This is a genomic window from Streptomyces sp. BBFR51, from assembly GCF_044591655.1.
Taxonomy (GTDB): domain Bacteria; phylum Actinomycetota; class Actinomycetes; order Streptomycetales; family Streptomycetaceae; genus Streptomyces.
In genome coordinates this window covers 6,090,145-6,114,143 of record NZ_CP172448.1, presented here as the reverse complement: position 1 = coordinate 6,114,143, position 23,999 = coordinate 6,090,145, and the positions used below count along the sequence as shown (strand labels likewise).

Genomic DNA, 23,999 nt, shown 5'->3' with positions numbered 1-23,999 from the left:
GCCGCCCGGGGAAGATCCCGGCTCAGGCGAGGCTCATCAGGCTCGCGAAGGCGAGGATGCCGAGCAGCGGCAGGATCACGGTGGCCGTGATGCCGAGCACGAGCCCGGCGGTCGCGGCGCCCTTGTTGGTGGCCTCGCCCCGGTGGGCCTTGCCGCGGCCGATCGCACCGAAGATGATCCCGAGGACGCCCAGGACGACCCCGAAGATCCAGAGGAAGAAGGTCAGACTGCACACCACGCCGATGATGCCCAGCACCAGTCCCGTGGTTCCCATGCCGTTGCTCGGCTGCATCGGCATGCCGTAGCCGGGGACCTGCGGGTAGCCGGCCGGAGGGGCGACCGGGTACGACGGCCCCGGGTTCGGATAGCCGTACCCGGGCGCGGACTGCGGGTAGGCGTATCCCCCGGCGGGCGGCTGGCCCGGCTGCGGCGGCGGCCCGTACCCCCCGGGTCCGGGATTGGTGTGCGACATGAACTGCTCTCCCCTCGTCGGCGTTTGACATCGTAGAGGAGTCCCTGGTGGGGAGGGTTCAGCTTTCCGCCGCCGCGGAGACCGGCACCGGGCGCGCGGACCCGTAGTAGGGGTCGTCGTAGTCCGAGTCGTCGTTGATGGCGGCGGTGATGCCGATGGCGATCAGCAGGATCACGGCGATGCCGAGGATGATGCCCACGATGCCCATGACGAACCCGGCCTGCGCCTGCCCGTGGTTGTTGGCCAGGCCGCGCTCGGCCTTCCGCCGGCCCTTGACGCCGAAGACCACGGCGAGGATGCCGAGCACCAGGGAGACCACGCCGTACAGGCAGAACAGGGCGCAGGCGAGGATGCCCAGCACCATCGACGCGGTGCCCATGCCGTTCTGCGGGGGCATCGGCATGCCGGGCCAGCCGTAGCCCTGACCGTATCCGGGGTAGCCGTAGCCGCCCGGGACGCCGCCGGGACCACCGGGCGCGAGAGGCGGCGGCGGGACCGCGGAGTCGGGGGCGCCGAACCCGGCGTTCGGCATCGAGGTGACCGTGGCCTGGTCGTGGACCGGCGGCGGCTGCCAGGGCGGTGTGTCGGCGACGGGAGGCCGGGGCGGCTCCTGGGGCTGCTGCCCGGCGCCCGCACCCGCACCCTTGTCCAGGGACGGCCCGCTCTCCGGGGGCGCCCAGGGGTCGTGACCACCGGCGGAGTCCCCGCCCGGCTGTATCGAGTCCGTCATGCCTTGCCCCCCTGGGTCGTTCGTGCCCGTCATGCTACGGTCCCGGGCCGCCCGGCGTGAGACCGGCCTACGATGATCCCCGAACCATCGATCAGCCGATCACCCGCGCTCCACCGCCGCCCGTGCGCGGCCCGGGGCGCCGCTTTGGGGAGGAACCCTTGACCGAGCACCTCGTCGACCCCGACGTCCCGCGCGACCTGCACGCCTTCATCGCCGGGCTGCCCAAGGCCGAACTGCACGTCCACCACGTGGGTTCCGCCTCCCCGCGCATCGTCTCGGAACTGGCCGCGCGCCACCCCGACTCCAAGGTTCCCACCGACCCCGAGGCACTGGTCGACTACTTCACGTTCACGGACTTCGCGCACTTCATCGACGTGTACCTGTCCGTCGTCGACCTGATCCGCACCCCGGAGGACGTACGGCTGCTGACCTACGAGGTGGCCCGGGACATGGCCCGGCAGCAGGTGCGGTACGCCGAGCTGACCATCACCCCGTTCTCCTCCACCCGGCGCGGCATCGACGAGGGCGCCTTCATGGAGGCGATCGAGGACGCCCGCAAGGCGGCGGAGGCCGAGTTCGGGACCGTGCTGCGCTGGTGCTTCGACATTCCGGGCGAGGCCGGTCTGGAGTCCGCCGAGGAGACGGCGCGGCTCGCCACCGACGACCGGCTGCGCCCGGAGGGCCTGGTCTCCTTCGGACTCGGCGGGCCCGAGATCGGGGTCGGCCGGCCGCAGTTCAAGCCGTACTTCGACCGGGCGATCGCCGCCGGCCTGCACTCGGTGCCGCACGCCGGCGAGACCACGGGACCGCAGACGGTGTGGGACGCCCTCACCGCACTGCGCGCCGAGCGCATCGGGCACGGCACCAGTTCCGCGCAGGACCCGAAGCTGCTGGCCCACCTCGCCGAGCACCGGATTCCGCTGGAGGTGTGCCCGACCTCGAACATCGCCACCCGGGCGGTGCGCACCCTGGACGAGCACCCGCTCAAGGAGTTCACCCACGCCGGTGTCCTGGTGACGATCAACTCCGACGACCCGCCGATGTTCGGCACCGACCTCAACAACGAGTACGCCGTCGCCGCCCGCCTCCTCGACCTCGACGAGCGGGGACTCGCCGACCTGGCGACAAACGGCGTCGAGGCGTCCTTCCTCGACGCGCCGGGCAAGGCGCGGATCAAGGACGAGATCGACACGTACACCGCCGCCTGGCTCGCCTCCTGAGAGTTGCCGCCACCATGAAGACCCCGCGCGACCTGACCGCCGTGGCCCACCGCGGCGACCCCTACCGGCACCGCGAGAACACGATCGACTCGCTTCGTTCCGCCCTGGACCGCGGCGCGGACGCGGTCGAGACCGACGTGCGCCTCACCCGGGACGGCGTACCGGTGCTGCTGCACGACGAGACGCTCAAACGGCTGTGGCAGCAGGACCGGCCGCTGCGCTCCCTGTCCGCGGACGAGGTGCGCGGGCTGACGGCGGGCCGGGTGCCGACCCTCGCCGAGGCACTGGCGGCGACCGAGGGCAGCCGGCTGATGCTCGACCTGCCGGGGGCGCCGGGCGAGCGCGCGGTGCGGCGCGTCGTGGACGTGGTCCGCGAGTGCGGGGCGCGGGACCGGGTGTACTACACCGCGGGTGCCGCGGCGATGCTCGCCGTGCGGGCCGCCGACCCCGCCGCCGAGATCGCCATGACCTGGACGACGACGGCTCCGCCCCGGCCCGCGCTCCTTGCGGCGGTCCGGCCGCGGTGGCTCAACTACCGGTTCGGACTGGTGGACCGGGCGCTGGCCGACCGCGTCCACGGCGACGGCCTCCTGCTGTCCGTGTGGACCCCCGACACGCGCCGCGCCATGCGCCGCCTGCACGCCCTGGGCGTCGACTCGATCACGACCAACCGCATCGACGTCCTGTGCGCCCTGCGCGACGCGCATGCGGATCCCGCGGCACGTCCCGTAAGGGCGATCCCGCACAAGTCCCGCGACACGTAAGGGAGTTCCCCGACCTCCGCTTCGGGGCGGGGGCCCTCCCCCGCGACGATCCGGCGTGGCGGACGGCGCACGAGGATGATCGGCGACCGTCCCGTCCCGGATCCCTGGAGTCGTCGATGCGTGCCCGTACCTCCTCCGTCCTCGCCGCTTCCCTGGTGCTCGCCCTGTCCGCCGGACCGCTGGCGGCGCCCGCGTTCGCCGCGCCCCCCACCGCGGCGGCCGCCACGCACCGCTCGGACGGACCGGACGGGAAGGCGCTGCGCGCCGCCCTCGGCATGGTCCCGAGCGACCACGCCACGGCCGCCCTCGTACGGGTCGGCGGCACCGGCGGCAGCTGGCGCGGCAGCGCGGGCGTGCGCGATCTGTCCGGTGGCCGGCCGGCGTATCCGGGCGCCCTCTTCCGGGCCGGTTCGGTCACCAAGGTGGTCACGGCCGCCACCGTGCTGCGGCTCGCGGCGCAGGGCCGGGTCGACCTGGACGCGCCGGCGCAGCGCTACCTTCCCGACCTGTTCACGCCGGCCTTCGACGAGCCGATCAGCGTACGGCGGTTGCTGAACCACACCAGCGGCATCCAGGCGGGCGACGGGCTCGGCGACGACTTCGCGGAGGTGTACGCGCACCGCTTCGACACGCTCCCCCCGCAGCGGGTCGCGGCGTCGGCCATCGCGAAGGGGCCGGAGTTCGACCCCGGCAAGCAGCAGCACTACCTGAACATCAACTACACGATCCTCGGCCTGCTGATCGAGAAGGTGACGGGCCGCTCGTACGCCGACGAGGCCACGCGCCTGGTCCTGCGCCCGGCCGGGATGCGGCACACGTACTTCCCCGGCACCGACCCGCGCATCCGGGGCCCGCACAACCGGGGTTACCAGGCGGTGGAGCGGCCGGACGGGACGACGCAGCTGCTCGACGTGACCGAGTGGAACCACGCGGACCGCTGGGCGGCCGGTGACATGATCTCGACGACCGCCGACCTGGAGCGGCTGCTCACGTCGCTGTTCCGGGGGCGGATCGTGCCCGAGCCGCAACTGGAGGAGATGTTCACGACCCCGGCGAACCTCCCGGACGCGACCTACAGCGCGGGACTGCAGTACAAGAAGGTGGGTGACGGGGTCTTCTGGGGCAAGTCGGGGTCCCGCTACGGGTACAGCGCGCTCATCGGCGCCACCCGCGACCTGAGCCGCACCCTCGTCTACTCGGTCAACGCCACGGACGCCAAGGGCGCGGAGCCCAACCCGGTGCTCGACGCGATCACCGCGGCCGCGCTGAAGTAGCCACCGTCGGCCGCCGCGACACCGGCGCGGCGCGGCCCCGGACGGAGGCTTCCGTCCGGGGCCGCGCGCACACCGGGTCCGTCTGACCGTCTGCCGGTCAGACCGTCAGACCGTCAGACGTCGAGGGACGTCATCACGTGCTTGATCCGGGTGTAGTCGTCGAAGCCGTACGACGACAGGTCCTTGCCGTAGCCGGACTTCTTGAAGCCGCCGTGCGGCATCTCCGCGACCAGCGGGATGTGGGTGTTGATCCACACACAGCCGAAGTCCAGCTTCTTGGACATCCGCATGGCGCGGCCGTGGTCCTTGGTCCACACCGAGGAGGCCAGCGCGTACTCGACGCCGTTGGCCCACTCGACCGCCTGGTCCTCGTCACGGAAGGACTGGACGGTGATGACGGGCCCGAAGACCTCCTGCTGGATGATCTCGTCGTCCTGCTTGAGCCCGGAGACAACGGTCGGGGCGTAGAAGTAGCCCTTGTCGCCGACCCGGTGGCCGCCCGCCTCGACCTTGGCGTGCGCGGGCAGGCGCTCGATGAACCCGGTGACCTGCTTGAGCTGGTTGGGGTTGTTGAGCGGGCCGTACAGCACGTCCTCGTCGTCCGGCAGGCCGGTCTTGGTCTCGGCCGCCGCCTTCGCGAGGGCGCTGACGAACTCGTCGTGGATCGACTCGTGGACGAGCACGCGGGTGGCCGCCGTACAGTCCTGGCCGGCGTTGAAGTAGCCCGCGACCGAGATGTCCTCGACGGCCTTGGGGATGTCGGTGTCCTCGAAGACGACGACCGGGGCCTTGCCGCCCAGCTCCAGGTGGACCCGCTTGAGGTCCTTCGACGCCGACTCGGCGACCGACATGCCGGCCCGCACGGAGCCGGTGATGGAGGCCATCGCCGGGGTCTCGTGCTCGACCATCAGGCGGCCGGTGTCGCGGTCGCCGCAGACGACGTTGAAGACACCCTTGGGGACGACGGAGCCGATGATGTCGGCCATCAGGGCCGTGGACGCGGGGGTGGTGTCCGAGGGCTTGAGGACGACCGTGTTGCCTGCGGCGAGCGCCGGGGCGAACTTCCACACGGCCATCATCATCGGGTAGTTCCACGGCGCGACCTGCGCGCAGACGCCGATCGGCTCGCGCCGCACGAAGGACGTCAGGCCCTCCATGTACTCACCGGCACCGCGTCCCTCGAGCATCCGCGCCGCGCCCGCGAAGAAGCGGATCTGGTCGACCATCGGCGGGATCTCCTCGGAGCGGGTCAGCCCGATGGGCTTGCCCGTGTTCTCCACCTCGGCCGCGATCAGTTCCTCGGCCCGCTCCTCGAACGCGTCCGCGATCTTCAGCAGGGCCTTCTGCCGCTCGGCCGGGGTGGTGTCGCGCCAGGCCGGGAAGGCCGCGGCGGCGGCCGCCATCGCGGCGTCGACGTCCGCCCGGCCGGACAGGGGGGCGGTCGCGTAGGCCTCGCCCGTCGCGGGGTTGACCACCTCCGTGGTCCGTCCGTCGGCGGCGTCCCGGAACTCACCGTCGATGTAATTACGCAGACGACGCAGCTCGGTGCTCACTGCCGGCCCTCCAAGTCGTTCGGGTGTCCAGTAACTGAGACACCACCCTAAACGGAGTCCCGACGTTTTCAACACCCCCGGTCGCCTCTGGTGTGCGAAATCCGCAGACTCAGACGATTCAAACAACGAATTTCATCGATCCGGCCTTGCGAAACTGTCGAGACGTCGTGCACAGTGAGGCCGTGGCCAGTCGAAGCGCAGACCAGAAGGGCTCCCGCGAGTCCAGGAACGGCGGACCCCAGTTGGACGCCGTCTCCCTCGCCATCGTCGAGCAGCTCCAGGAGGACGGCCGACGGCCGTACGCCGCCATCGGCAAGGCCGTCGGCCTGTCGGAGGCGGCCGTGCGCCAGCGCGTCCAGAAGCTCCTCGACCAGGGCGTGATGCAGATCGTCGCCGTCACCGACCCGCTCACCGTGGGCTTCCGGCGCCAGGCGATGGTCGGCGTCAGTGTCGAGGGGGACGTGGAGTCCGTCGCCGAGGCGCTGTCGGCCATGTCGGAATGCGAGTACGTGGTGATGACCGCGGGCTCCTTCGACCTGATGGTGGAGGTCGTCTGCGAGGACGACGACCACCTCCTGGAGGTCATCAACCGTCGCATCCGGGCCGTGCCCGGAGTGCGCTCCACCGAGAGCTTCGTCTACCTCAAGCTCAAGAAGCAGACCTATATGTGGGGAACCCGATAATCGTGAGCACCGACAGCCCCAAGGACCTCAGTCGCACCGCGTACGACCACCTGTGGATGCACTTCACCCGCATGTCGTCGTACGAGAACGCCCCCGTCCCCACCATCGTCCGCGGTGAGGGCACCCACATCTACGACGACAAGGGCAAGCGCTACCTCGACGGTCTCGCCGGCCTGTTCGTGGTCCAGGCCGGACACGGCCGCACGGAGCTGGCCGAAGCCGCCGCGAAGCAGGCGCAGGAGCTCGCCTTCTTCCCGGTGTGGTCCTACGCCCACCCCAAGGCCGTCGAGCTGGCCGAGCGCCTGGCGGGCGAGGCTCCCGGCGACCTGAACAAGGTCTTCTTCACCACCGGCGGCGGCGAGGCGGTCGAGACCGCCTGGAAGCTCGCCAAGCAGTACTTCAAGCTGACCGGCAAGCCGACCAAGTACAAGGTCATCTCCCGCGCGGTCGCCTACCACGGCACCCCGCAGGGCGCCCTGTCCATCACCGGCCTGCCCGCGCTCAAGGCCCCCTTCGAGCCGCTCGTCCCGGGCGCGCACAAGGTGCCGAACACCAACATCTACCGCGCCCCGCTCTTCGGCGACGACCCCGAGGCCTTCGGCCGCTGGGCCGCCGACCAGATCGAGCAGCAGATCCTGTTCGAGGGCCCGGACACCGTCGCGGCCGTCTTCCTGGAGCCCGTGCAGAACGCCGGCGGCTGCTTCCCGCCCCCGCCCGGCTACTTCCAGCGGGTGCGCGAGATCTGCGACCAGTACGACGTGCTGCTCGTCTCGGACGAGGTCATCTGCGCCTTCGGCCGCCTGGGCACGACCTTCGCCTGCGACAAGTTCGGCTACGTCCCGGACATGATCACCTGCGCCAAGGGCATGACCTCGGGCTACTCCCCGATCGGCGCCTGCGTCATCTCCGACCGCCTGGCGGAGCCGTTCTACAAGGGCGACAACACCTTCCTGCACGGCTACACCTTCGGCGGCCACCCGGTCTCCGCCGCGGTGGGCATCGCCAACCTCGACCTCTTCGAGCGCGAGGGCCTCAACCAGCACGTCCTCGACAACGAGGGCGCCTTCCGCGCCACCCTCGAGAAGCTGCACGACCTGCCGATCGTCGGCGACGTCCGCGGCAACGGCTTCTTCTACGGCATCGAGCTGGTCAAGGACAAGACCACCAAGGAGTCCTTCAACGAGGAGGAGACCGAGCGCGTCCTGTACGGCTTCCTCTCCAAGAAGCTCTTCGACAACGGCCTTTACTGCCGCGCCGACGACCGCGGCGACCCGGTCATCCAGCTCGCCCCGCCGCTGATCTCCCACCAGGAGACCTTCGACGAGATCGAGCAGATCCTGCGCGCCACGCTCACGGAGGCGTGGACGAAGCTCTGATCACAGGACCCCGGGCTTCTGGTCCGGGCTTCTGGTCCCGGGCTTCTGGTCCCGATCTTCCTTTCGGATGATCACCCCGGCCCCGGCGCCGCCCGTTCGAGTGAGACACGGCGGCCCGGGGCCCCGTGCTGTCCGGCCTCCCTCCAGGGACTGCCTAGCGTGCCCAGTGACCGATCGGCCCCGTCTTCGTTCCCCCGGAAGGGGGATGTGACCGGGGAAATACGGATCAGAACCGAGGTGTACGCCCATGGAGGCTCCGCCGGACAACGACGTGCTCTGGGCCCGCGCCCTGCACTTCCAGCACCACGACGGCTCCCCCGCGCTGCAAGGCGTGTCGCTCGGCGTGCGCGAGGGCGAGATCCTCGCCGTGAGCGGCCCGCGCGGCAGCGGCAAGACCACGCTGTTGCGCTGTCTGTCCGGGCTGGTGAGGCCGCAGGACGGCGAGGTGTGGTTCAACAGTGTGCCGGTGCACACCATGGGTCCCCTCAGCCGCGAACGGCTGCGCCGCGACCGCTTCGGCTGGATCGATCCCGCCCCGGTACTCGTCCCGGAGCTGAACGCCTGGGAGAACGCGGCGCTTCCCCTGATGCTGCGCGGCACCGGCCGGCGCCGGGCCAAGACCGCCGCGCTCGAGTGGCTGGACCGCCTCGACGTCGGCGACAAGGCGCGCAGGCGCCCGCACGAACTCCAGCAGGCCGAGCGGCAGCGCGTGTGCATCGCCCGCGCGCTCGCCGTCGCCCCGGCGGTCCTCTTCGCCGACGAGCCGACGGCGCCCCTGCACCGCGCCGACCGCGCCCACGTCCTCAGGACGCTCACCACGGCGGCCCGCTCGCACGGCATCACCGTCCTGCTCGCCACCCACGAGGCGCAGACCGCCGCCTTGGCCGACCGCGCGATCGCGCTGCTGGACGGGCGGCGGGTACGGACCGTGCACCTGCCCCCGCTCGCCGAGACCGCGGTGGCCACGGGGACCACCGGGTCCGCCGGAACGGAAGGCCTGGCGGCGTGCTCGCTCTCCGCCTGACCCGCACGGCCCACCTCGCCGTCCACCTGCGCCGCCTGCTGGTCGCGGTGGCCTCGGCGGGCACGGGCTTCCTGCTGCTGTGCGCCCTCGGACACGCGCTGAGCCACCCCGACGCGGCCGGCGCCTCCGCCCTCCGCCTGGCCTGGTGCGCGGCCCCCCTCGCCGCCACGGTGTACCTCGCCGTCGCGGTCGCCCGCACCGACCCCGGTACCCGGCCCCGCTCGGGACTGTCGGCGATCGGCCTGGGACCGGGCCGCCTGATGGCCGTCTCGGCGACGACCACGGCCCTGTCCGGCGTACTCGGTTCGGCGGCGGCCCTGCTCGTCTACCTCCACCTGCGCGGTGACCTGCCGGGCGGCCTGCCCTTCGACGGCGTGGCGGCGGACGCCCTGGCCGTCGGCCCGTCCCTCCCCGCCCCGGCCACCCTGACCCTGCTGACCCTCGTACCGGCCGTCGCGTCGGCCGCGGTGGCCCACACGCTGCGCCCCCGCGAGGCGCGGCCCACCCGGGCCAACGCCCCCCGCGGGTACGGCCGCTTCGGCGCGTACGGCTGGGGCAAGGCCCGCGAGACCTTCGGCGCCTACGGCCGCTTCGGCGCCCGCGCCGCCGAGCCCGCGGGCGCCCGTGCCGCCGCCGATGCCCCTCCCGGGGAAGGCACCCTGCTGACGCAGGTCGGTGACGCCCACCCGGCAGCGGCACCCGCAGCGGCAGCCGAAACGGCGACCGCCACCGCGACGGCGACCGGGGCCGACGGCGCCACGCGGACGCCGGACGACCCGCCCGAGCCGGCGCCCCGCCCCCAGAACAGCACCGTCCTCCCCTGGGGCATCGCCGTACTCGCCGCGGGCCTCACCGTCGAGACCTACACCGGCAACGCGGCCGACGCGCCCGCTCCCGGCACCGCCCCCTCGGCCGGTGTCCTGATCGGCTGGGCCCTCACCGCCCTGGGGCTCGCCCTTGCCGGGCCCGGCCTCACCCAGCTGTGCGGCCGCCTGCTCCAGGCAGCCCGCCCCGGCGCCCTGCGCCTCCTGGCCGGCCGTGTCCTCATGGAGGAGTCGCACCGCATCGGCCGTCCCCTGGGCGTCGTGGCCGCCGTGGCCGCCGCGGCGTACGTGTCCACCACGGTCTACGACGGCGACGGACCGGCCTTCGGCCCACTGAGCACCCTGGGCGCCCTCCTCGTGGCGGGCTGCACGGTGGCCACCCTCCTCACCGCGGCCGTCGAGGCCAGGCACGCCCGTGCCGACACCACGGACGCCCTGCTGCGCCTTGGCGCGCCCCCGACGACCCTGCGCGCCGCCGCCGCCGTACGCGCCGCCGCCCTGCTCGCCCTGTTCGGTCCGCTGACCCTGGTCGTCGCGGTGCTGGCGGCGCTGCCACTGGACCACTGACCCCGCGGACGACTCCTCGAAGAAAATCGCGAACCGGCGATGAGTTCCGCGGGCCAGTCCCGTCTACCCCTTCGAACGGCACGACAACAGCAGCGCCCCGACGGGAGAGGCCCCCATGTACCAGCAGATGATCTTCCTGAACCTGGCCACCAACGACCTCGACGCCTCCAAGAAGTTCTTCACCGAGCTGGGGTACGAGATCAACGCCCAGTTCAGCGACGACACCACCGCCTCCATCCCGCTCAGCGAGACCATCGTCGTGATGGTGCACACCCCGCAGAAGTACCGGGAGTTCACGAAGAAGGAGATCGTGGACTCGGCGAAGTCCAGCGAGGTGCTGATCGCGCTGAGCGCCGAGAGCCGCGCGAAGGTCGACGAGCTGGTGGAGAAGGCGGTCGCGGCCGGCGGCTCGGTCACCGGCGAGACCCAGGACCACGGCTTCATGTACGGCCGTGCCTTCGACGACCTCGACGGCCACACCTTCGAGGTCGTGTGGATGGACCCGGCCGCGGTCCAGGGCTGATCCGGGCGCATGCCTAGCATGGGCGGGTGGATCCGACACCCGCCCAGCCCAAGGCCCGCCCACAGCCCGGGTCACCGTCCCGTTTCCAGTCCCACCACGCCTCCCACGACCGGGAGATCGAGAGCCTCGCCGAGTTCGACCGGGTCGTCTCGGCGCACGGCACCCTCGCCCATCACCGCGTCCAGGCCGTCGATCTGACGGCCCGTACGGACGCCCTGCTCGCCTCGGACCCCACGGGCGCCGTCTTCCTCGGCTGCCCGATGGACCCCGACGCCGCCGCCCGGGTGCGGGCCGCCGGCGCCCTGGTCTTCCCGCCCATACCGGGCCTGCCCGTCGACCCCTACCGGGGCGGCCTCTACTCCCCCGGCGAGCTGTACGCCTCCCTCGACGAGGGCTACGAGGCGACACCGGACGCCCTCGCCTACGACTGGTTCCAGCAGACCAGGACCGACGGGGACGTCTTCGCCTCCATGCTGCGCGCGATCCACGACGACGCCGTGTCCGACGCGCTGGACGAACTCGTCGCCGGCGCCCGGGTGGTGGGCGTCATGGGCGGACACGCCATGGCGCGCGGCACCCGGGAGTACGCGGGCGCCGCGCGCCTGGGGCGCGAGCTGGCCCGCGCCGGTCTCACCGTGGCCACGGGCGGCGGCCCGGGAGCGATGGAAGCGGCGAACCTCGGCGCGTACGCGGCCCCCTTCGACGACGGGATGCTGGACGACGCCCTGATGCTGCTCGCCAAGGTCGCGTCGTTCGCGCCGTCCGTCACCGACTGGGCGCGGTCCGCCTTCGAGGTGCGCGAACGCTGGCCCGGTGGCGGCGCCTCGGTCGGCATTCCGACCTGGTTCTACGGCCACGAGCCGCCCAACGCCTTCGCCGCGCACATCGCCAAGTACTTCGCCAACGCGACCCGCGAGGACGGCCTGCTGGCCCGCTCCAACGCGGGCGTGGTGTTCCTGCCGGGCGCGGCCGGCACCCTCCAGGAGATCTTCGACAACGCGACGCCGAACTACTACGAGTCGCGCGGCGAGCCCACGCCGATGGTGCTCGTGGACCGGGAGCACTGGACCCGGACGCTGCCGGCGTGGCCGTTGCTGACCTCGCTTGCGAAGGGCCGCGCGATGGAGTCCCGGATCGCGCTGGTCGACCGGATCGAGGAGGCGCCCGAGGCACTGAAACGTGTCGGCAGTTAATAAGACGGCAAAGTCAACGAGCGGGACTGGCATATGCGTTGACACTTCTTATGCACCGCTTATAGACCAGTGAGGCTCATGGGTGTGCTGATGTCGTCTCATCGAGCGTCGGCACTCTCTCCACCCCCCGCATCTGCGCTCCCGTAAAGGACAAAAGTGGCAGTCCTGTCCATAATCAGCCGTACGGCATCACGCCGTAGCGTCCGCGCCCTCGGCGTCGTCGCCGCCTCCGCGGCCCTGGCACTCAGCGCCTCCGGCACCGCCCTCGCCTGCAACATCGGCGAGTTCTCCGCCGCCGCCAAGTGCGACGGCGAGAAGGGTGTCATCACCGTCACCGACGTGGACCCCGCCGGCGTCCCCGCCGGCGTCACCGTCTACCTGCAGAACAACGGTGCCGACGCGGAGAAGGTCGGCGAGCAGACGGTCAAGGGCACGCGCGAAGGCAGCACCATCACCTTCGCCGCCGACTGGAAGCCGAACGCGGAGTACCGCATCCACGTCAAGGCCGCCCAGTACGTCGACGAGGACATCGAGCCGAACGTCACGACCCCGTCGACCCCCTGCAAGACCGAGGACACGCCGACCCCGACCCCGTCGGAGAGCTCCTCGACCCCGTCCGACGAGACGGAGAGCCCGGCCCCCGAGCCGTCCACCTCGGCCCCCGCGCCGTCGCAGGACGAGAGCACCGCTCCGGCGGCCGTGCCGAACGACAACGCCCCGTCCCCGGCGGCCGGTGACTCCAACCTCGCGGAGACCGGTGCCAACTCCAACACCGGCATGATCGCCGGCATCGCGGCGGCCCTGGTCGCCGTCGGTGGTGGCGCGGTCTTCTTCGGCCTGCGCCGTCGCGGAGCGAACAGCGGCAGCTGACGCCCGCACTCTGCTTCACGCACGGCAGTGGCCCGTCCCCGTCGGGGGCGGGCCACCGTCGTGTCAGCCGAACGTCGCCTTCTCCAGCCAGAGTTCGAGCAGCCCCCGGTCACCGAGCACCTCGAGTCCCGGGGCGTCCAGTGGCAGCCGGCCGTAGAAGGCCAGCAGCACCTCCGTGAGCGGACCGCGCAGCGCCGCGGTGGCCTTCTCGTGGCCGCGGCGCCAGGTGATGCCGTCGTCGGGCAGCCCGACGATCCACTCGGCGTTCAGTTCGGCCGGGGTGTCGGTGGCGTGCAGGTGGATGCTGCGCCCCGGGGCGCGCAGCTCGTTCGCCGCCGCGTCGGGCAGGGCCCGCTGCACGAACCGTACGATCTCCAGCCACTCGTCGACCGCGTCGGCCGCCACGTCGGGCGCGACCGCCTGGAGCGGCAGGTCCGCCGCCAGTGCCGCGTCCGCGCCGTGGACGACGAGTTCGTGGGTCGTCCGGCGCGCCCAGAAGCCCGTGGTGTCGACGCCGGCCCATGACCACGCGTGCGCGTCCGGTCCGGCCTCCCGCAGCGCCTCGACGACCACCTCGCCGGACTCCGCCAGCCACGCGTCCAGCGCCGCCGCGTCTCCGGTCGCCGCGGGCCCCTCGGCGCCCGGCGCCCGGTCCATCGGGACGTCCTGCTCGGCGCGGGTGCGGACGATCAGCCCGCTCCAGCGCAGGGCCCGGCCCACGTGCCGCACCAGGTCCTCCAGGGTCCAGTCCGGGCAGGTCGGCACCGTGGCGGACAGGTCGGCGCCGGAGGTGACCACCGTCCTGAGCCGGCCCACCTGGTGCCCGATCTCGTCGCAGTAGCGGTCGTGCGTGAGGCGTGTCATGCCGTCAGCCTACGAGCGCAACGATCAGCCCAGCACGACGATTTCCGCCGCGTCGAACTCCACTCCCACCGCGTCCCCGACCTCCGGGGCCGAGCGCAGCGCGCACGCCGCCTCCAGGCGGGGCGCGTCCTCGGGCTGGAGGTGGACGGCGACGTGGGTGCCGCGGAAGGTGCGCGCCGTGACCGTGCAGCGCAGGCCCTCGTCGGCGGGGACGACACGGATGCCGGCCGGCCGCACGAGCAGCGTCCGCACGCCCTGCGGGGCGTCCTCGGGGACCGGTACCTTGCCCCACGGGGTGTCCGCGGCCTGCCCGGCGACGGAGGCCTCGACCACGTTGTCGAAGCCGAGGAAGCGGGCCACGAACGCGTCCGCCGGCCGCTGCCACACCTCAAGGGGCGTACCCGACTGGGCGATCCGCCCGTCCCGCATCACCACGACCCGGTCGGCGAGCGCGAAGGCCTCGCCCTGGTCGTGCGTGACGGCGAGCACGGTGGTGCCCAACCGGCCGAACAATTCCCGCAGTTCGACCACGAGGCGCTCCCGCAGTGAGCGGTCGAGCTGGCCGAGCGGCTCGTCCAGCATCAGCAGCCGGGGCCGGGGCGCGAGGGCCCGGGCCAGCGCCACCCGCTGCTGCTCACCGCCGGAGAGCGCGGCGACGGACCGGCGGGCGGCGCCCGGCAGCCCGACCAGCTCCAGCAACTCCCCGACCCGGGCCCGCTGTTCCGCGCGGGAAGCGCCGCGCATCCGCGGCCCGAAGGCGATGTTTCCGGCCACGTCCCGCTGCGGGAACAGCTGGTGGTCCTGGAACATCAGCCCGACCTCACGCTTGTGCGCGGGCACCCCGGACTGGTCCCGCCCGTCGAGCGAAACCCGTCCGGCGTCCATCGGCTGGAGCCCGGCGACCGCCCGCAGAAGCGTCGACTTGCCGCTGCCGCTGGGCCCGAGCACGCACACCACCTCGTGCTCGGCGACCCCCAGGTCGACGTCGTCGAGCACGGCCCGCCCGCCGAAGCGAACGGTCGCGCCCTCAAGGCTCAGCAGCATCCCTGGATCACCCGCAAACCTAGGCGCATCTCTAGAACTCCCCGCTCCGGTCGGTCCGCAGCCGCTCCAGCACCACCAGGGCCACGGCGCACACCAGCATCAGAATCGTCGAAAGGGCCATTGCCTGGCCGTAGTTCATGTCCCCGGGCCGCCCCAGCAACCGCGCCACGGCAACCGGCAGCGTCGGGTTGTCGGGTCGTGCGAGGAACACGGTCGCCCCGAACTCCCCGAGGGACACCGCGAAGGCGAACCCGGCCGCGACCAGCAGAGCGCGCCGCACCATCGGAAGGTCCACTTCACGCCACACCCGCCACGGCGACGCGCCCAGCACCGCCGCCGCCTCCCGCAGCCGTCCGTCCACCGCCCGCAGCACCGGCAGCATGGTCCGTACGACGAAGGGGACGCCCACCAGGGCCTGCGCGAGCGGCACCAGGATCCACGAGGACCTCAGGTCCAGCGGGGGTTCGTCCAGCGCGATCAGGAAACCGAAGCCGACCGTCACCGCCGACACCCCGAGCGGCAGCATCAGCAGCGCGTCGAACCCGCGCCCGAACCGGCCGGCGTCGCGCCGGGTGAGCGCGGTCGCGGCCAGCGCGCCGATCACCACGGCGATGGCGGTGGCGGCGAGGGCGTACTGGAGGGAGTTGCCGATCGCCTCGATCGGCGGGACGAGGAAGGTGCCGCCGTCCTCCCGGGTCAGCGCCCGGTAGTAGCCGAAGCCGGAGGCGCCCAGCGACCGCTGGACCAGCACCGCGAGCGGCAGCACCAGCAGGACGACGATGACGGCCAGGACCCCGGCGAGCAGTGCCCACTGCCCGGCCCCGCGCGGCCGGCGGGCGGTCGCGGCCGCGTCCACCAGCCTGAGGGCGGTCTCACGCCGCCGTACCGTCCAGGCGTGCACGGCGAGGACGGCGACGACCGCCGCGAACTGGATCAGCGTCAGTACGGCCGCCGTGGACAGGTCGAAGACCTGCGAGGTCTGGCGGTAGATCTCCACCTCCAGCGTGGAGAAGGTGGGCCCGCCGAGGATCTGGACGACACCGAAGGAGGTGAAGGTGAACAGGAACACCATCAGCGCGGCGGCGGCCACGGCGGGCGCCAGCGCGGGCAGGGTGACCTGCCGCCAGGCCTTCAGCCGCGAGGCGCCGAGCATCCGCGCGGCCTCCTCCTGCCGCGGGTCGAGCTGCGACCACAGGCCGCCGACGGTGCGTACGACGACGGCGTAGTTGAAGAAGACATGCGCGAGCAGGATCGCCCACACCGTGGTGTCCAGGCGCAGGCCCCACAGCTCGTCCAGCAGCCCGCCGCGCCCGACCAGGGCGAGGAACGCCGTGCCGACGACGACCGTGGGCAGCACGAACGGCACGGTGACCACGGCCCGCAGCACCTGTTTGCCGGGGAAGTCGAAACGGGCGAAGACGTAGGCGCCGGGCAGCGCGATCAGCAGTGTGAGCGCGGTGGAGGCCAGCGCCTGCCAGGTGGTGAACCACAGCACGTGCCGGACGTCGGACTGGGCGAGCACGTCCCCGATCCGGCCGAACCGCCAGACCCCGTCGACCTCGAGTCCGCGCGCGACGATCGCGGCCACGGGGTAGGCGAAGAACACCGCGAAGAACGCGACGGGCACGGCCATCAGGGCGAGCCGCGCCGCGCTCCCGCGAAGGCTCCCGCGACGGCTGTCTCGCGGGGCCTTCGTGTCGCCCGCTCCGGTCACTTCAGTACGAGTGAGGTCCACGACTTGACCCACTGGTCGCGGTTGTCGGCGATCTTCGCCGGGTCCAGGGTCTCCGGGTCCTTCGCCTGCGGCCCGTACTTCGCGAACGACTGGGGGATCTGCGCGCCCTCCCGCACCGGGTAGACGAACATGTTCAGCGGCATGTCGTCCTGGAAGGTCTTGCTGAGCAGGAAGTCGAGGAGCGCCTTGCCGCCCTCGGGGTTCTTGGCGTTGCTGAGCAGGCCCGCGTACTCGACCTGGCGGAAGCAGGTGCCGGTGGCTACGCCCGTCGGTGCGGTGGCCGGCTGCGGGTCGGCGTAGATGACCTCGGCGGGCGGGGAGGAGGCGTAGGAGACGACGAGCGGGCGGTCGCCCTTGGCCTTCTTGCCGCCGGACGAGCCGGAGAACTCCTCGTTGTACGCCTGCTCCCAGCTGTCGACGACCTTGACGCCGTTGTCCTTGAGCTTCTTCCAGTAGTCCTGCCAGCCCTCGTCGCCGTACTTGGCGGCGGTGCCGAGCAGGAAGCCGAGGCCGGGCGAGGAACTGCCCGCGTTCTCGGTGACGAGCAGGTCCTTGTACTCGGGCTTGACCAGGTCGTCGAAGGACTTGGGCGGGGTCAGGTCGTGCTCGCCGAAGTACGCCTTGTCGTAGTTGACGCAGATCTCGCCGGTGTCGATGGGCGTGACCCGGTGCTTGTCCTGGTCGGCCCGGTACTTGGGCACGACCAGGTCGGAGCCCTTCGCCTCGTACGGCTGGAACAGGCCGTTGTCGAGGGCGCGGGACAGCAGGGTGTTGTCGACGCCGAAGAAGACGTCGCCCTGGGGGTTGTCCTTGGTGAGGACGGCCTTGTTGACGGCCTGACCGGCGTCGCCGTCCTCCAGCACCTTGACCTTGTAGCCGGAGTTCTTCTCGAAGGCCGCGATGACGTCCTTGGACGCGGCCCACGAGTCGTGGCTGACCAGGGTCACGGTCTTGGAGTCGGCGGAGCCGGCGTCGTCGGACGACGAGCCGCAGGCGGCCAGCGTGCCGACCATGCCGAGCCCGACGGCCAGGACGCCGACCTTCTTGGTGATGCTCACTGAATTCCTCCTGGGTGACCAGGAGAAGACGCGGCCCCGCCCGCAGCCCCCTGGTGGGGGTCCCGGGCAGGGCGCAACAGCTCGAGTGGTGACCGATCTCCCTACCCAGAATGACCTGGGCCAGGTTCGGAGGGTCTGCGGCCGGTGCCGCACTCTCAGCGCTGTGGCGCTCCCCTGTCGGAATATGAAGATGTGATTACTGTGCGGATGTACTGACGCCGCTCAGGTTACCGCTCGCTGGCGGCGAGCTGACCACACGCCCCGTCGATCTCCTGCCCACGGGTGTCCCGGATCGTCACCGGCACACCGTGCGCCGCGATCGCCTCCACGAACGCCTTCTCGTCCTCGGGCCGCGAGGCGGTCCACTTGGAGCCGGGCGTGGGGTTGAGCGGGATCAGGTTCACGTGCACGGGCCTGCCCTTGAGCAGCCGCCCGAGACGGTCACCGCGCCACGCCTGGTCGTTGATGTCCCGGATCAGCGCGTACTCGATGGACAGCCGGCGCCCGGACCTCGCCGCGTACTCGAACCCGCTGTCCAGCACCTCGCGCACCTTCCACCGCGTGTTGACCGGGACGAGGGTGTCGCGCAGCTCGTCGTCGGGCGCGTGCAGCGAGATGGCGAGGCGGCACTTGAAGCCCTCGTCCGCGAAGCGGTGGATCGCCGGGACGAGGCCGACCGTGGAGACGGTGATGCCGCGCTGGGAGAGCCCCAGCCCGTCCGGCTCGGGGTCGGTGAGGCGGCGGATGGAGCCGATGACGCGGTTGTAGTTGGCGAGGGGCTCGCCCATGCCCATGAACACGATGTTGCTGAGCCGCGCGGGGCCTCCCGGGACCTCACCGTCCCTGAGCGCCCGCATGCCGTCCACGATCTGGTGCACGATCTCGGCGGTCGACAGGTTCCGGTCGAGGCCGGCCTGGCCGGTGGCGCAGAACGGGCAGTTCATGCCGCAGCCGGCCTGGGAGCTGATGCACATGGTCACCCGGTCCGGGTAGCGCATGAGGACGGACTCGACGAGCGTCCCGTCGAACAGCTTCCACAGCGTCTTGCGCGTGGTCCCCTCGTCGGTGGACAGGTGCCGCACGACCGTCATCAGCTCGGGCAGCAGCGCCTCCCGGAGCCCCTGGCGGGAACCGGCGGGGATGTCGGTCCACTGCTCGGGGTCGTGCGCGTACCGCGCGAAGTAGTGCTGCGAGAGCTGCTTCGCGCGAAACGGCTTCTCACCGATCGCGGCGACAGCCTGCTTGCGCTCGGCGGGCGTGAGGTCGGCGAGGTGCCGCGGCGGCTTCTTGGCTGCGCGGGGGGCGACGAATGTGAGTTCTCCGGGCTTAGGCATGGCCATACCAGTGTCGCAGACATACGGAGAGGGACTCGCCGCCCTGTGGACAACGGGTCCCTCTCCGAAGAACCAGCAGGTCAGGCCGATCCTGCCAGGAGCAGCGACCGGGTCAGCCGGACCCGACGAAGATCACGAACAGCAGCCACACCACCGGTGCCGTCGGCAGGAGCGAGTCCAGGCGGTCCATGATGCCGCCGTGGCCCGGCAGGAGGGTGCCCATGTCCTTGATGCCGAGGTCGCGCTTGATCATGGACTCGCCGAGGTCGCCCAGGGTCGCGCTGACGGCGACGGCGAGGCCGAGCAGCAGACCCTGCCACCAGGTGCCGTCGTCGATCAGGAACTGCACGCACAGCGCGCCCGCCACCATCGCGAACGCCACCGCTCCCAGCAGGCCCTCGCGGGTCTTGCCGGGGCTGATGCGCGGGGCCAGCTTGGTCCTGCCGAAGCGCCAGCCGACGGCGTAGGCGCCGGTGTCGCTGACGACCGTCAGTATCAGGAAGACCAGGACCCGCCAGGCACCGTCGTCCGCCATCAGCATCATGGCGACGAACGTGGCCAGGAACGGCACGTAGAACGCCGCGAACAGGCCTGCCGTGACGTCCTTGAGGTAGCCCTCGGGCGGCTCGGTCATCCGCCACACGAGGACCGCGAGCGCGGTGAGCGCCATGGCGACCCAGGCGCCCTCGGCGCCGCGCGCGTAGCCGGCGACCACCATCGCCGCGCCGCCGATCGCGAGCGGCACGAGGGGTGCCTTGATGCCCTTGCGCTCCTCGAGCCGCTTGGTCAGCTCCCACAGCCCCACCACGACGGCGACCGCGATCACGCCGACGAAGACGGCCTTGACGACGAACAGCGACGCGACGATCACCACGCCGAGCCCGACGCCGACCCCTATCGCCGCACCCAGGTCGCGCCCCGCGCTCTTCTTCTGCGGCGACGGCTGGGGCTGCGCCGGGTGCGGGGCGTCGGGCATGGGCTCCGGATTCTGCGGCACCACCGCATACGGCTGCGCCGACGGGTTCTGGCCGCGATACGGCTCGTCGCGAGCGGGCTGGTCGTGGAACGGCTCGTCCCGGAACAGGGGACCACTCAGCCGAGCGGTCCCCTGGTCGTCGTCCTGGTCATGGCCGTGTTCGGGTACGTCGGGCACGATCGGCATGGGGCGAGTCTGCTGCGCGTAGTGCGCATCGTACGCGGGACCCGCCGGGTCGGCGCCCTGGGCAGGTCCCTGGTCGGACGGCCCCCAGTACCCGGCTTGTGGCGGCGCTCCCCAGGAAGAGTCGTTCATCAGACTTCGAGCAGTTCCGCTTCCTTGTGCTTCAGGAGCTCGTCCACCTGGGCAACGTACTTGGCGGTGGTGTCGTCGAGCTCCTTCTCCGCACGGCGGCCCTCGTCCTCGCCGACCTCGCCGTCCTTGACCATCTTGTCGATGGCGTCCTTGGCCTTGCGGCGCACGGAGCGGATCGAGACCTTGGAGTCCTCGGCCTTGCTCTTGGCGACCTTGATGTACTCGCGGCGGCGCTCCTCGGTGAGGTCGGGGAACACCACCCGGATGATGTTGCCGTCATTGCTCGGGTTGACGCCCAGGTCGGAGTCGCGGATCGCCTGCTCGATGTTGCGCAGGGCCGTCTTGTCGAAGGGGGTCACCACGGCCATGCGCGGCTCGGGCACGGAGAACGAGGCCAGCTGGTTGATCGGCGTCGGCGCGCCGTAGTAGTCGGCCACGATCTTGTTGAACATCGCCGGGTGCGCACGGCCGGTGCGGATCGCGGCGAAGTCCTCCTTGGCGACCACGACGGCCTTCTCCATCTTCTCCTCGGCCTCGAGGAGGGTCTCTTCGATCACCACTTGCTCCTGCGTGTCTTGAGTAGGCCCGGCTGCGGTTCCCTGACGGGTCGGCGGCCGGCTGCGTCGCGTTCTTCCTGCACGGTTCCCGACCGGTGGGACATTGTCCATCCCCCGGCCCGGCCCCGTCCCGTCCGTCCCCCGGACAGGTGGCGTCCGCGGACGGGGGGTGTTCTCCGGTCAGTCCCGGCTGCCCTGGTCACCCACAAGCGTGCCGATCTTCTCACCCTTTACGGCGCGGGCGATATTGCCCTCCTTCAGCAGCTCGAAGACCACGATGGGGAGGCTGTTGTCGCGGCAGAGCGTGACGGCCGTCGCGTCGGCGACCTTCAGGTTCTGGGTGATGACCTCGCCGTAGCCGAGCGCGTCGAACTTCACGGCGTCCGGGTTGGTCTTCGGGTCGGAGTCGTAGACCCCGTCCACGCCGTTCTTGCCCATGAGCAGGGCCTCGGCGTCGATCTCGAGGGCGCGCTGGGCGGCGGTGGTGTCGGTGGAGAAGTAGGGCATGCCCATGCCGGCGCCGAAGATGACCACGCGGCCCTTCTCCAGGTGGCGCACGGCGCGCAGCGGGATGTACGGCTCGGCGACCTGGCCCATGGTGATGGCGGTCTGCACACGGCAGTCGACGCCCTCCTTCTCCAGGAAGTCCTGGAGGGCCAGGCAGTTCATCACGGTGCCGAGCATGCCCATGTAGTCGGAACGGGCGCGGTCCATGCCGCGCACCTGCAGTTCGGCGCCGCGGAAGAAGTTGCCGCCGCCGATGACGATGGCGACCTGCGCGCCGTCGCGTACGACGGCCGCGATCTCGCGCGCGATGGCGTGCACCACGTCGGGGTCGACGCCCAGGCCCCCGCCGCCGGAGAAGGCCTCTCCGGACAGCTTCAGCATGAAGCGGCCGCGTACTTTGCCGTCGTCGCTCTTCTCGGCCTGGGTGGTCATGGAGATCTCGCCTCTTCTACGTGGGTCACACACACGAAGAAGGCCACTGCCGGTGGGGGCGTGTTTCGCATCCCATACGCGGCAATGGCCTCCTCGTCAGATCTGCTGTCGCCCGCCGCCACGCGCGCACACACGACCGCGTACACGAACGGCGGCGACGACTGCCGTCGACCCTACCGGGGTCGCGCGTCCGTCGCGGTACGGACTCAGATGCCGACCTTGATGCGCGAGAAGCGCTTCAGGCTGACACCGGCCTCCTCGAGCACCTTCTGGACGGACTTCTTGTTGTCCAGGGCGTAGGGCTGGCCGAGCAGGGTGGCGTCCTTGAAGAAGCCGTTGAGGCGACCCTCGACGATCTTCGGCAGGGCGGCCTCGGGCTTGCCCTCGGCGCGGGTGGTCTCCTCGGCGACGCGGCGCTCGGACTCGACGACCTCGGCCGGGACGTCCTCCTTGGAGAGGTACTTCGGCGCGAAGGCGGCGATGTGCTGGGCGACACCCTTGGCCAGCTCGGCGTTGGGCTTGTCCAGCTCGACGAGAACACCGATCTGCGGGGGCAGGTCGGGCATCGTGCGGTGCATGTACGCGGTCACGAAGCCGCCGGAGAACTGCGCGAAGCGGTCCAGGACGATCTTCTCGCCGAGGTTGGCGTTGGCCTCGTCCACGTACGCCTGGACGGTCTTGCCGGACTCGATCTCGGAGGCGAGGAGCGCCTCGAGGTCGGCCGGGGCGGCCTTGGCGACGTGGTCGGCGATGGCCTTGGCGACGTTCTGGAACTTCTCGCCCTTGGCGACGAAGTCCGTCTCGCACTTCAGCTCGACGATGACACCCGAGGTGTTGTCGTCGGCGATGACCGAGACGACGGCGCCGTTCTCGGCAGAACGGCCCTCGCGCTTGGCGACGCCCTTCTGGCCCTTGATGCGGAGCGCCTCGACGGCCTTCTCGACGTTGCCCTCGGCCTCGTCCAGCGCCTTCTTGCAGTCCATCATGCCGGCGCCGGTGAGCTCGCGGAGCTTCTTGACGTCGGCGGCGGTGTAGTTCGCCATGATTCCGGAATCTCTCTCGAAGTCTGAAGATCTACGGGCCGGACGGCGGGGGCTTCGTGGGCCCCCGCCGTCCAGAACCCGAAGGTGGTGAGGGTCAGGCCTGCTCGGCGTCCGTGGCCGGGGCCTCCTCGGCAGCGGGGGCCTCCGTGGCGGGGGCCTCGGCGGCCGGGGCCTCCTCGGCGGGAGCCTCGGCGGCGGCGTCGGCAGCCGGAGCCTCGGCGGGCTTCTCGCCGGCCTCGGCTTCGGCGTCGTCCTTCTTCTCGGCCTTCTCGCCCTCGAGCAGGTCGCGCTCCCACGCGGCGAGCGGCTCGCCGGCGGCCTTGTCACCCTTGGCACCGCCGGCGGCACCGGAACGGGCGATGAGGCCCTCGGCGACGGCGTCGGCGATCACGCGGGTGAGCAGGGTGACGGAGCGGATCGCGTCGTCGTTGCCCGGGATCTTGTAGTCGACCTCGTCGGGGTCGCAGTTGGTGTCGAGGATGGCGACGACCGGGATGTTGAGCTTCCGGGCCTCGCCGACCGCGATGTGCTCCTTCTTGGTGTCCACGATCCAGACGGCGCTGGGCACCTTGGACATCTCGCGGATACCGCCGAGGGTCTTCTCCAGCTTGGCCTTCTCGCGGGAGAGGACCAGCAGCTCCTTCTTGGTGAGGCCGGAGGCGGCCACGTCCTCGAAGTCGATCTGCTCGAGCTCCTTCAGGCGCTGCAGGCGCTTGTAGACGGTCGAGAAGTTGGTGAGCATGCCGCCCAGCCAGCGCTGGTTGACGTAGGGCATGCCGACGCGGGTGGCCTGCTCGGCGATGGCCTCCTGCGCCTGCTTCTTCGTGCCGACGAACATGACCGTGCCGCCGTGGGCGACGGTCTCCTTGACGAACTCGTAGGCGCGGTCGATGTACGACAGCGACTGGAGCAGGTCGATGATGTAGATGCCGTTGCGCTCCGTGAAGATGAAGCGCTTCATCTTCGGGTTCCAACGACGGGTCTGGTGACCGAAGTGGACGCCGCTTTCCAGCAGCTCCCGCATCGTGACGACGGCCATGGCCGTATCTCCTTGATTTACT

Annotated in this window: 23 protein-coding genes and 1 riboswitch; of the genes, 10 read left to right on the top strand and 13 right to left on the bottom strand. The window is 71.3% G+C overall.

The window, feature by feature from the left end; genetic code table 11:
• Window positions 1-22: 22 nt before the first annotated feature.
• Complete coding sequence (locus ACGH7X_RS28075; protein WP_399889670.1) at window positions 23-472, bottom strand: DUF4190 domain-containing protein; 450 nt, start codon at window positions 470-472, stop codon at window positions 23-25.
• 58 nt (window positions 473-530) lie between these two features.
• Window positions 531-1,202, bottom strand: a complete 672-nt coding sequence (locus ACGH7X_RS28070) for a DUF4190 domain-containing protein (RefSeq protein ID WP_399889668.1) — start codon at window positions 1,200-1,202, stop codon at window positions 531-533.
• Between the two features lie 56 nt (window positions 1,203-1,258).
• Between ACGH7X_RS28070 and ACGH7X_RS28065 the strand changes: the two genes are divergently transcribed.
• The 3 genes from ACGH7X_RS28065 to ACGH7X_RS28055 all read left to right on the top strand — a co-directional run bounded on the left by ACGH7X_RS28065 (window position 1,259) and on the right by ACGH7X_RS28055 (window position 4,460).
• Window positions 1,259-2,422: an adenosine deaminase gene (locus ACGH7X_RS28065; RefSeq protein ID WP_399889665.1), complete on the top strand. Its 1,164-nt coding sequence runs from the start codon at window positions 1,259-1,261 to the stop codon at window positions 2,420-2,422.
• A 14-nt stretch (window positions 2,423-2,436) separates the two neighbouring features.
• Window positions 2,437-3,186 carry a glycerophosphodiester phosphodiesterase gene (locus ACGH7X_RS28060; RefSeq protein WP_399889662.1) on the top strand — a complete coding sequence of 250 codons (750 nt, stop codon included), beginning with the start codon at window positions 2,437-2,439 and terminating at the stop codon, window positions 3,184-3,186.
• A gap of 116 nt (window positions 3,187-3,302) precedes the next feature.
• On the top strand, window positions 3,303-4,460 hold the full coding sequence (locus ACGH7X_RS28055) for a serine hydrolase domain-containing protein (RefSeq protein ID WP_399889659.1): 1,158 nt from the start codon (window positions 3,303-3,305) through the stop codon (window positions 4,458-4,460).
• Window positions 4,461-4,573: 113 nt separating this feature from the next.
• On the opposite strand, the gene ACGH7X_RS28050 is transcribed toward ACGH7X_RS28055, so the two are convergent.
• On the bottom strand, window positions 4,574-6,013 hold the full coding sequence (locus ACGH7X_RS28050; RefSeq protein ID WP_399889656.1) for a gamma-aminobutyraldehyde dehydrogenase: 1,440 nt from the start codon (window positions 6,011-6,013) through the stop codon (window positions 4,574-4,576).
• Between the two features lie 167 nt (window positions 6,014-6,180).
• On the opposite strand from ACGH7X_RS28050, the gene ACGH7X_RS28045 reads away from it, so the two are divergent.
• The 7 genes from ACGH7X_RS28045 (at window position 6,181) to ACGH7X_RS28015 (ending at window position 13,073) form a co-directional block, all read left to right on the top strand.
• Entirely contained in the window at window positions 6,181-6,696 is a 516-nt protein-coding gene (locus ACGH7X_RS28045) for an Lrp/AsnC family transcriptional regulator (protein WP_399889653.1), read from the top strand.
• Between the two features lie 2 nt (window positions 6,697-6,698).
• Window positions 6,699-8,072, top strand: a complete 1,374-nt coding sequence (locus tag ACGH7X_RS28040) for an aspartate aminotransferase family protein (protein WP_399889651.1) — start codon at window positions 6,699-6,701, stop codon at window positions 8,070-8,072.
• A gap of 247 nt (window positions 8,073-8,319) precedes the next feature.
• Window positions 8,320-9,096 (top strand): ABC transporter ATP-binding protein, encoded by a 777-nt coding sequence (locus ACGH7X_RS28035; RefSeq protein WP_399889648.1) that lies wholly within the window; start codon window positions 8,320-8,322, stop codon window positions 9,094-9,096.
• Window positions 9,078-10,487 (top strand): hypothetical protein, encoded by a 1,410-nt coding sequence (locus ACGH7X_RS28030; protein WP_399889645.1) that lies wholly within the window; start codon window positions 9,078-9,080, stop codon window positions 10,485-10,487. The genes ACGH7X_RS28035 and ACGH7X_RS28030 overlap by 19 nt, the downstream gene beginning before the upstream one ends.
• Before the next feature lie 115 nt (window positions 10,488-10,602).
• Window positions 10,603-11,010, top strand: coding sequence for a VOC family protein (locus ACGH7X_RS28025; RefSeq protein WP_399889642.1), 408 nt, complete (start codon window positions 10,603-10,605; stop codon window positions 11,008-11,010).
• Between the two features lie 26 nt (window positions 11,011-11,036).
• Window positions 11,037-12,203, top strand: a complete 1,167-nt coding sequence (locus tag ACGH7X_RS28020) for an LOG family protein (RefSeq protein ID WP_399889639.1) — start codon at window positions 11,037-11,039, stop codon at window positions 12,201-12,203.
• 156 nt (window positions 12,204-12,359) lie between these two features.
• Window positions 12,360-13,073, top strand: coding sequence for an LAETG motif-containing sortase-dependent surface protein (locus ACGH7X_RS28015; RefSeq protein ID WP_399889636.1), 714 nt, complete (start codon window positions 12,360-12,362; stop codon window positions 13,071-13,073).
• A 63-nt stretch (window positions 13,074-13,136) separates the two neighbouring features.
• On the opposite strand, the gene ACGH7X_RS28010 is transcribed toward ACGH7X_RS28015, so the two are convergent.
• The 10 genes from ACGH7X_RS28010 to rpsB form a co-directional block, all read right to left on the bottom strand.
• Entirely contained in the window at window positions 13,137-13,937 is an 801-nt protein-coding gene (locus ACGH7X_RS28010; RefSeq protein ID WP_399889633.1) for a maleylpyruvate isomerase N-terminal domain-containing protein, read from the bottom strand.
• A gap of 24 nt (window positions 13,938-13,961) precedes the next feature.
• Entirely contained in the window at window positions 13,962-14,981 is a 1,020-nt protein-coding gene (locus tag ACGH7X_RS28005) for an ABC transporter ATP-binding protein (protein ID WP_399889630.1), read from the bottom strand.
• A 31-nt stretch (window positions 14,982-15,012) separates the two neighbouring features.
• Window positions 15,013-16,614, bottom strand: a complete 1,602-nt coding sequence (locus ACGH7X_RS28000) for an ABC transporter permease (protein ID WP_399889627.1) — start codon at window positions 16,612-16,614, stop codon at window positions 15,013-15,015.
• 77 nt (window positions 16,615-16,691) lie between these two features.
• Window positions 16,692-17,774 (bottom strand): thiamine ABC transporter substrate binding subunit, encoded by a 1,083-nt coding sequence (locus tag ACGH7X_RS27995; protein ID WP_399889624.1) that lies wholly within the window; start codon window positions 17,772-17,774, stop codon window positions 16,692-16,694.
• A gap of 80 nt (window positions 17,775-17,854) precedes the next feature.
• Window positions 17,855-17,960, bottom strand: a riboswitch (TPP riboswitch).
• A 41-nt stretch (window positions 17,961-18,001) separates the two neighbouring features.
• Entirely contained in the window at window positions 18,002-19,108 is a 1,107-nt protein-coding gene (rlmN, locus tag ACGH7X_RS27990) for a 23S rRNA (adenine(2503)-C(2))-methyltransferase RlmN (protein WP_399889621.1), read from the bottom strand.
• 112 nt (window positions 19,109-19,220) lie between these two features.
• Window positions 19,221-20,399 carry a phosphatidate cytidylyltransferase gene (locus ACGH7X_RS27985; RefSeq protein WP_399889618.1) on the bottom strand — a complete coding sequence of 393 codons (1,179 nt, stop codon included), beginning with the start codon at window positions 20,397-20,399 and terminating at the stop codon, window positions 19,221-19,223.
• Window positions 20,399-20,956 carry a ribosome recycling factor gene (gene frr, locus ACGH7X_RS27980; RefSeq protein ID WP_399889615.1) on the bottom strand — a complete coding sequence of 186 codons (558 nt, stop codon included), beginning with the start codon at window positions 20,954-20,956 and terminating at the stop codon, window positions 20,399-20,401. The genes ACGH7X_RS27985 and frr overlap by 1 nt, the downstream gene beginning before the upstream one ends.
• Window positions 20,957-21,136: 180 nt before the next feature.
• On the bottom strand, window positions 21,137-21,895 hold the full coding sequence (pyrH, locus tag ACGH7X_RS27975; RefSeq protein WP_399889612.1) for a UMP kinase: 759 nt from the start codon (window positions 21,893-21,895) through the stop codon (window positions 21,137-21,139).
• 206 nt (window positions 21,896-22,101) lie between these two features.
• Window positions 22,102-22,938, bottom strand: coding sequence for a translation elongation factor Ts (gene tsf / locus ACGH7X_RS27970; RefSeq protein ID WP_399889609.1), 837 nt, complete (start codon window positions 22,936-22,938; stop codon window positions 22,102-22,104).
• Between the two features lie 94 nt (window positions 22,939-23,032).
• Window positions 23,033-23,977: a 30S ribosomal protein S2 gene (gene rpsB / locus ACGH7X_RS27965; RefSeq protein ID WP_399889606.1), complete on the bottom strand. Its 945-nt coding sequence runs from the start codon at window positions 23,975-23,977 to the stop codon at window positions 23,033-23,035.
• Window positions 23,978-23,999: the final 22 nt, after the last annotated feature.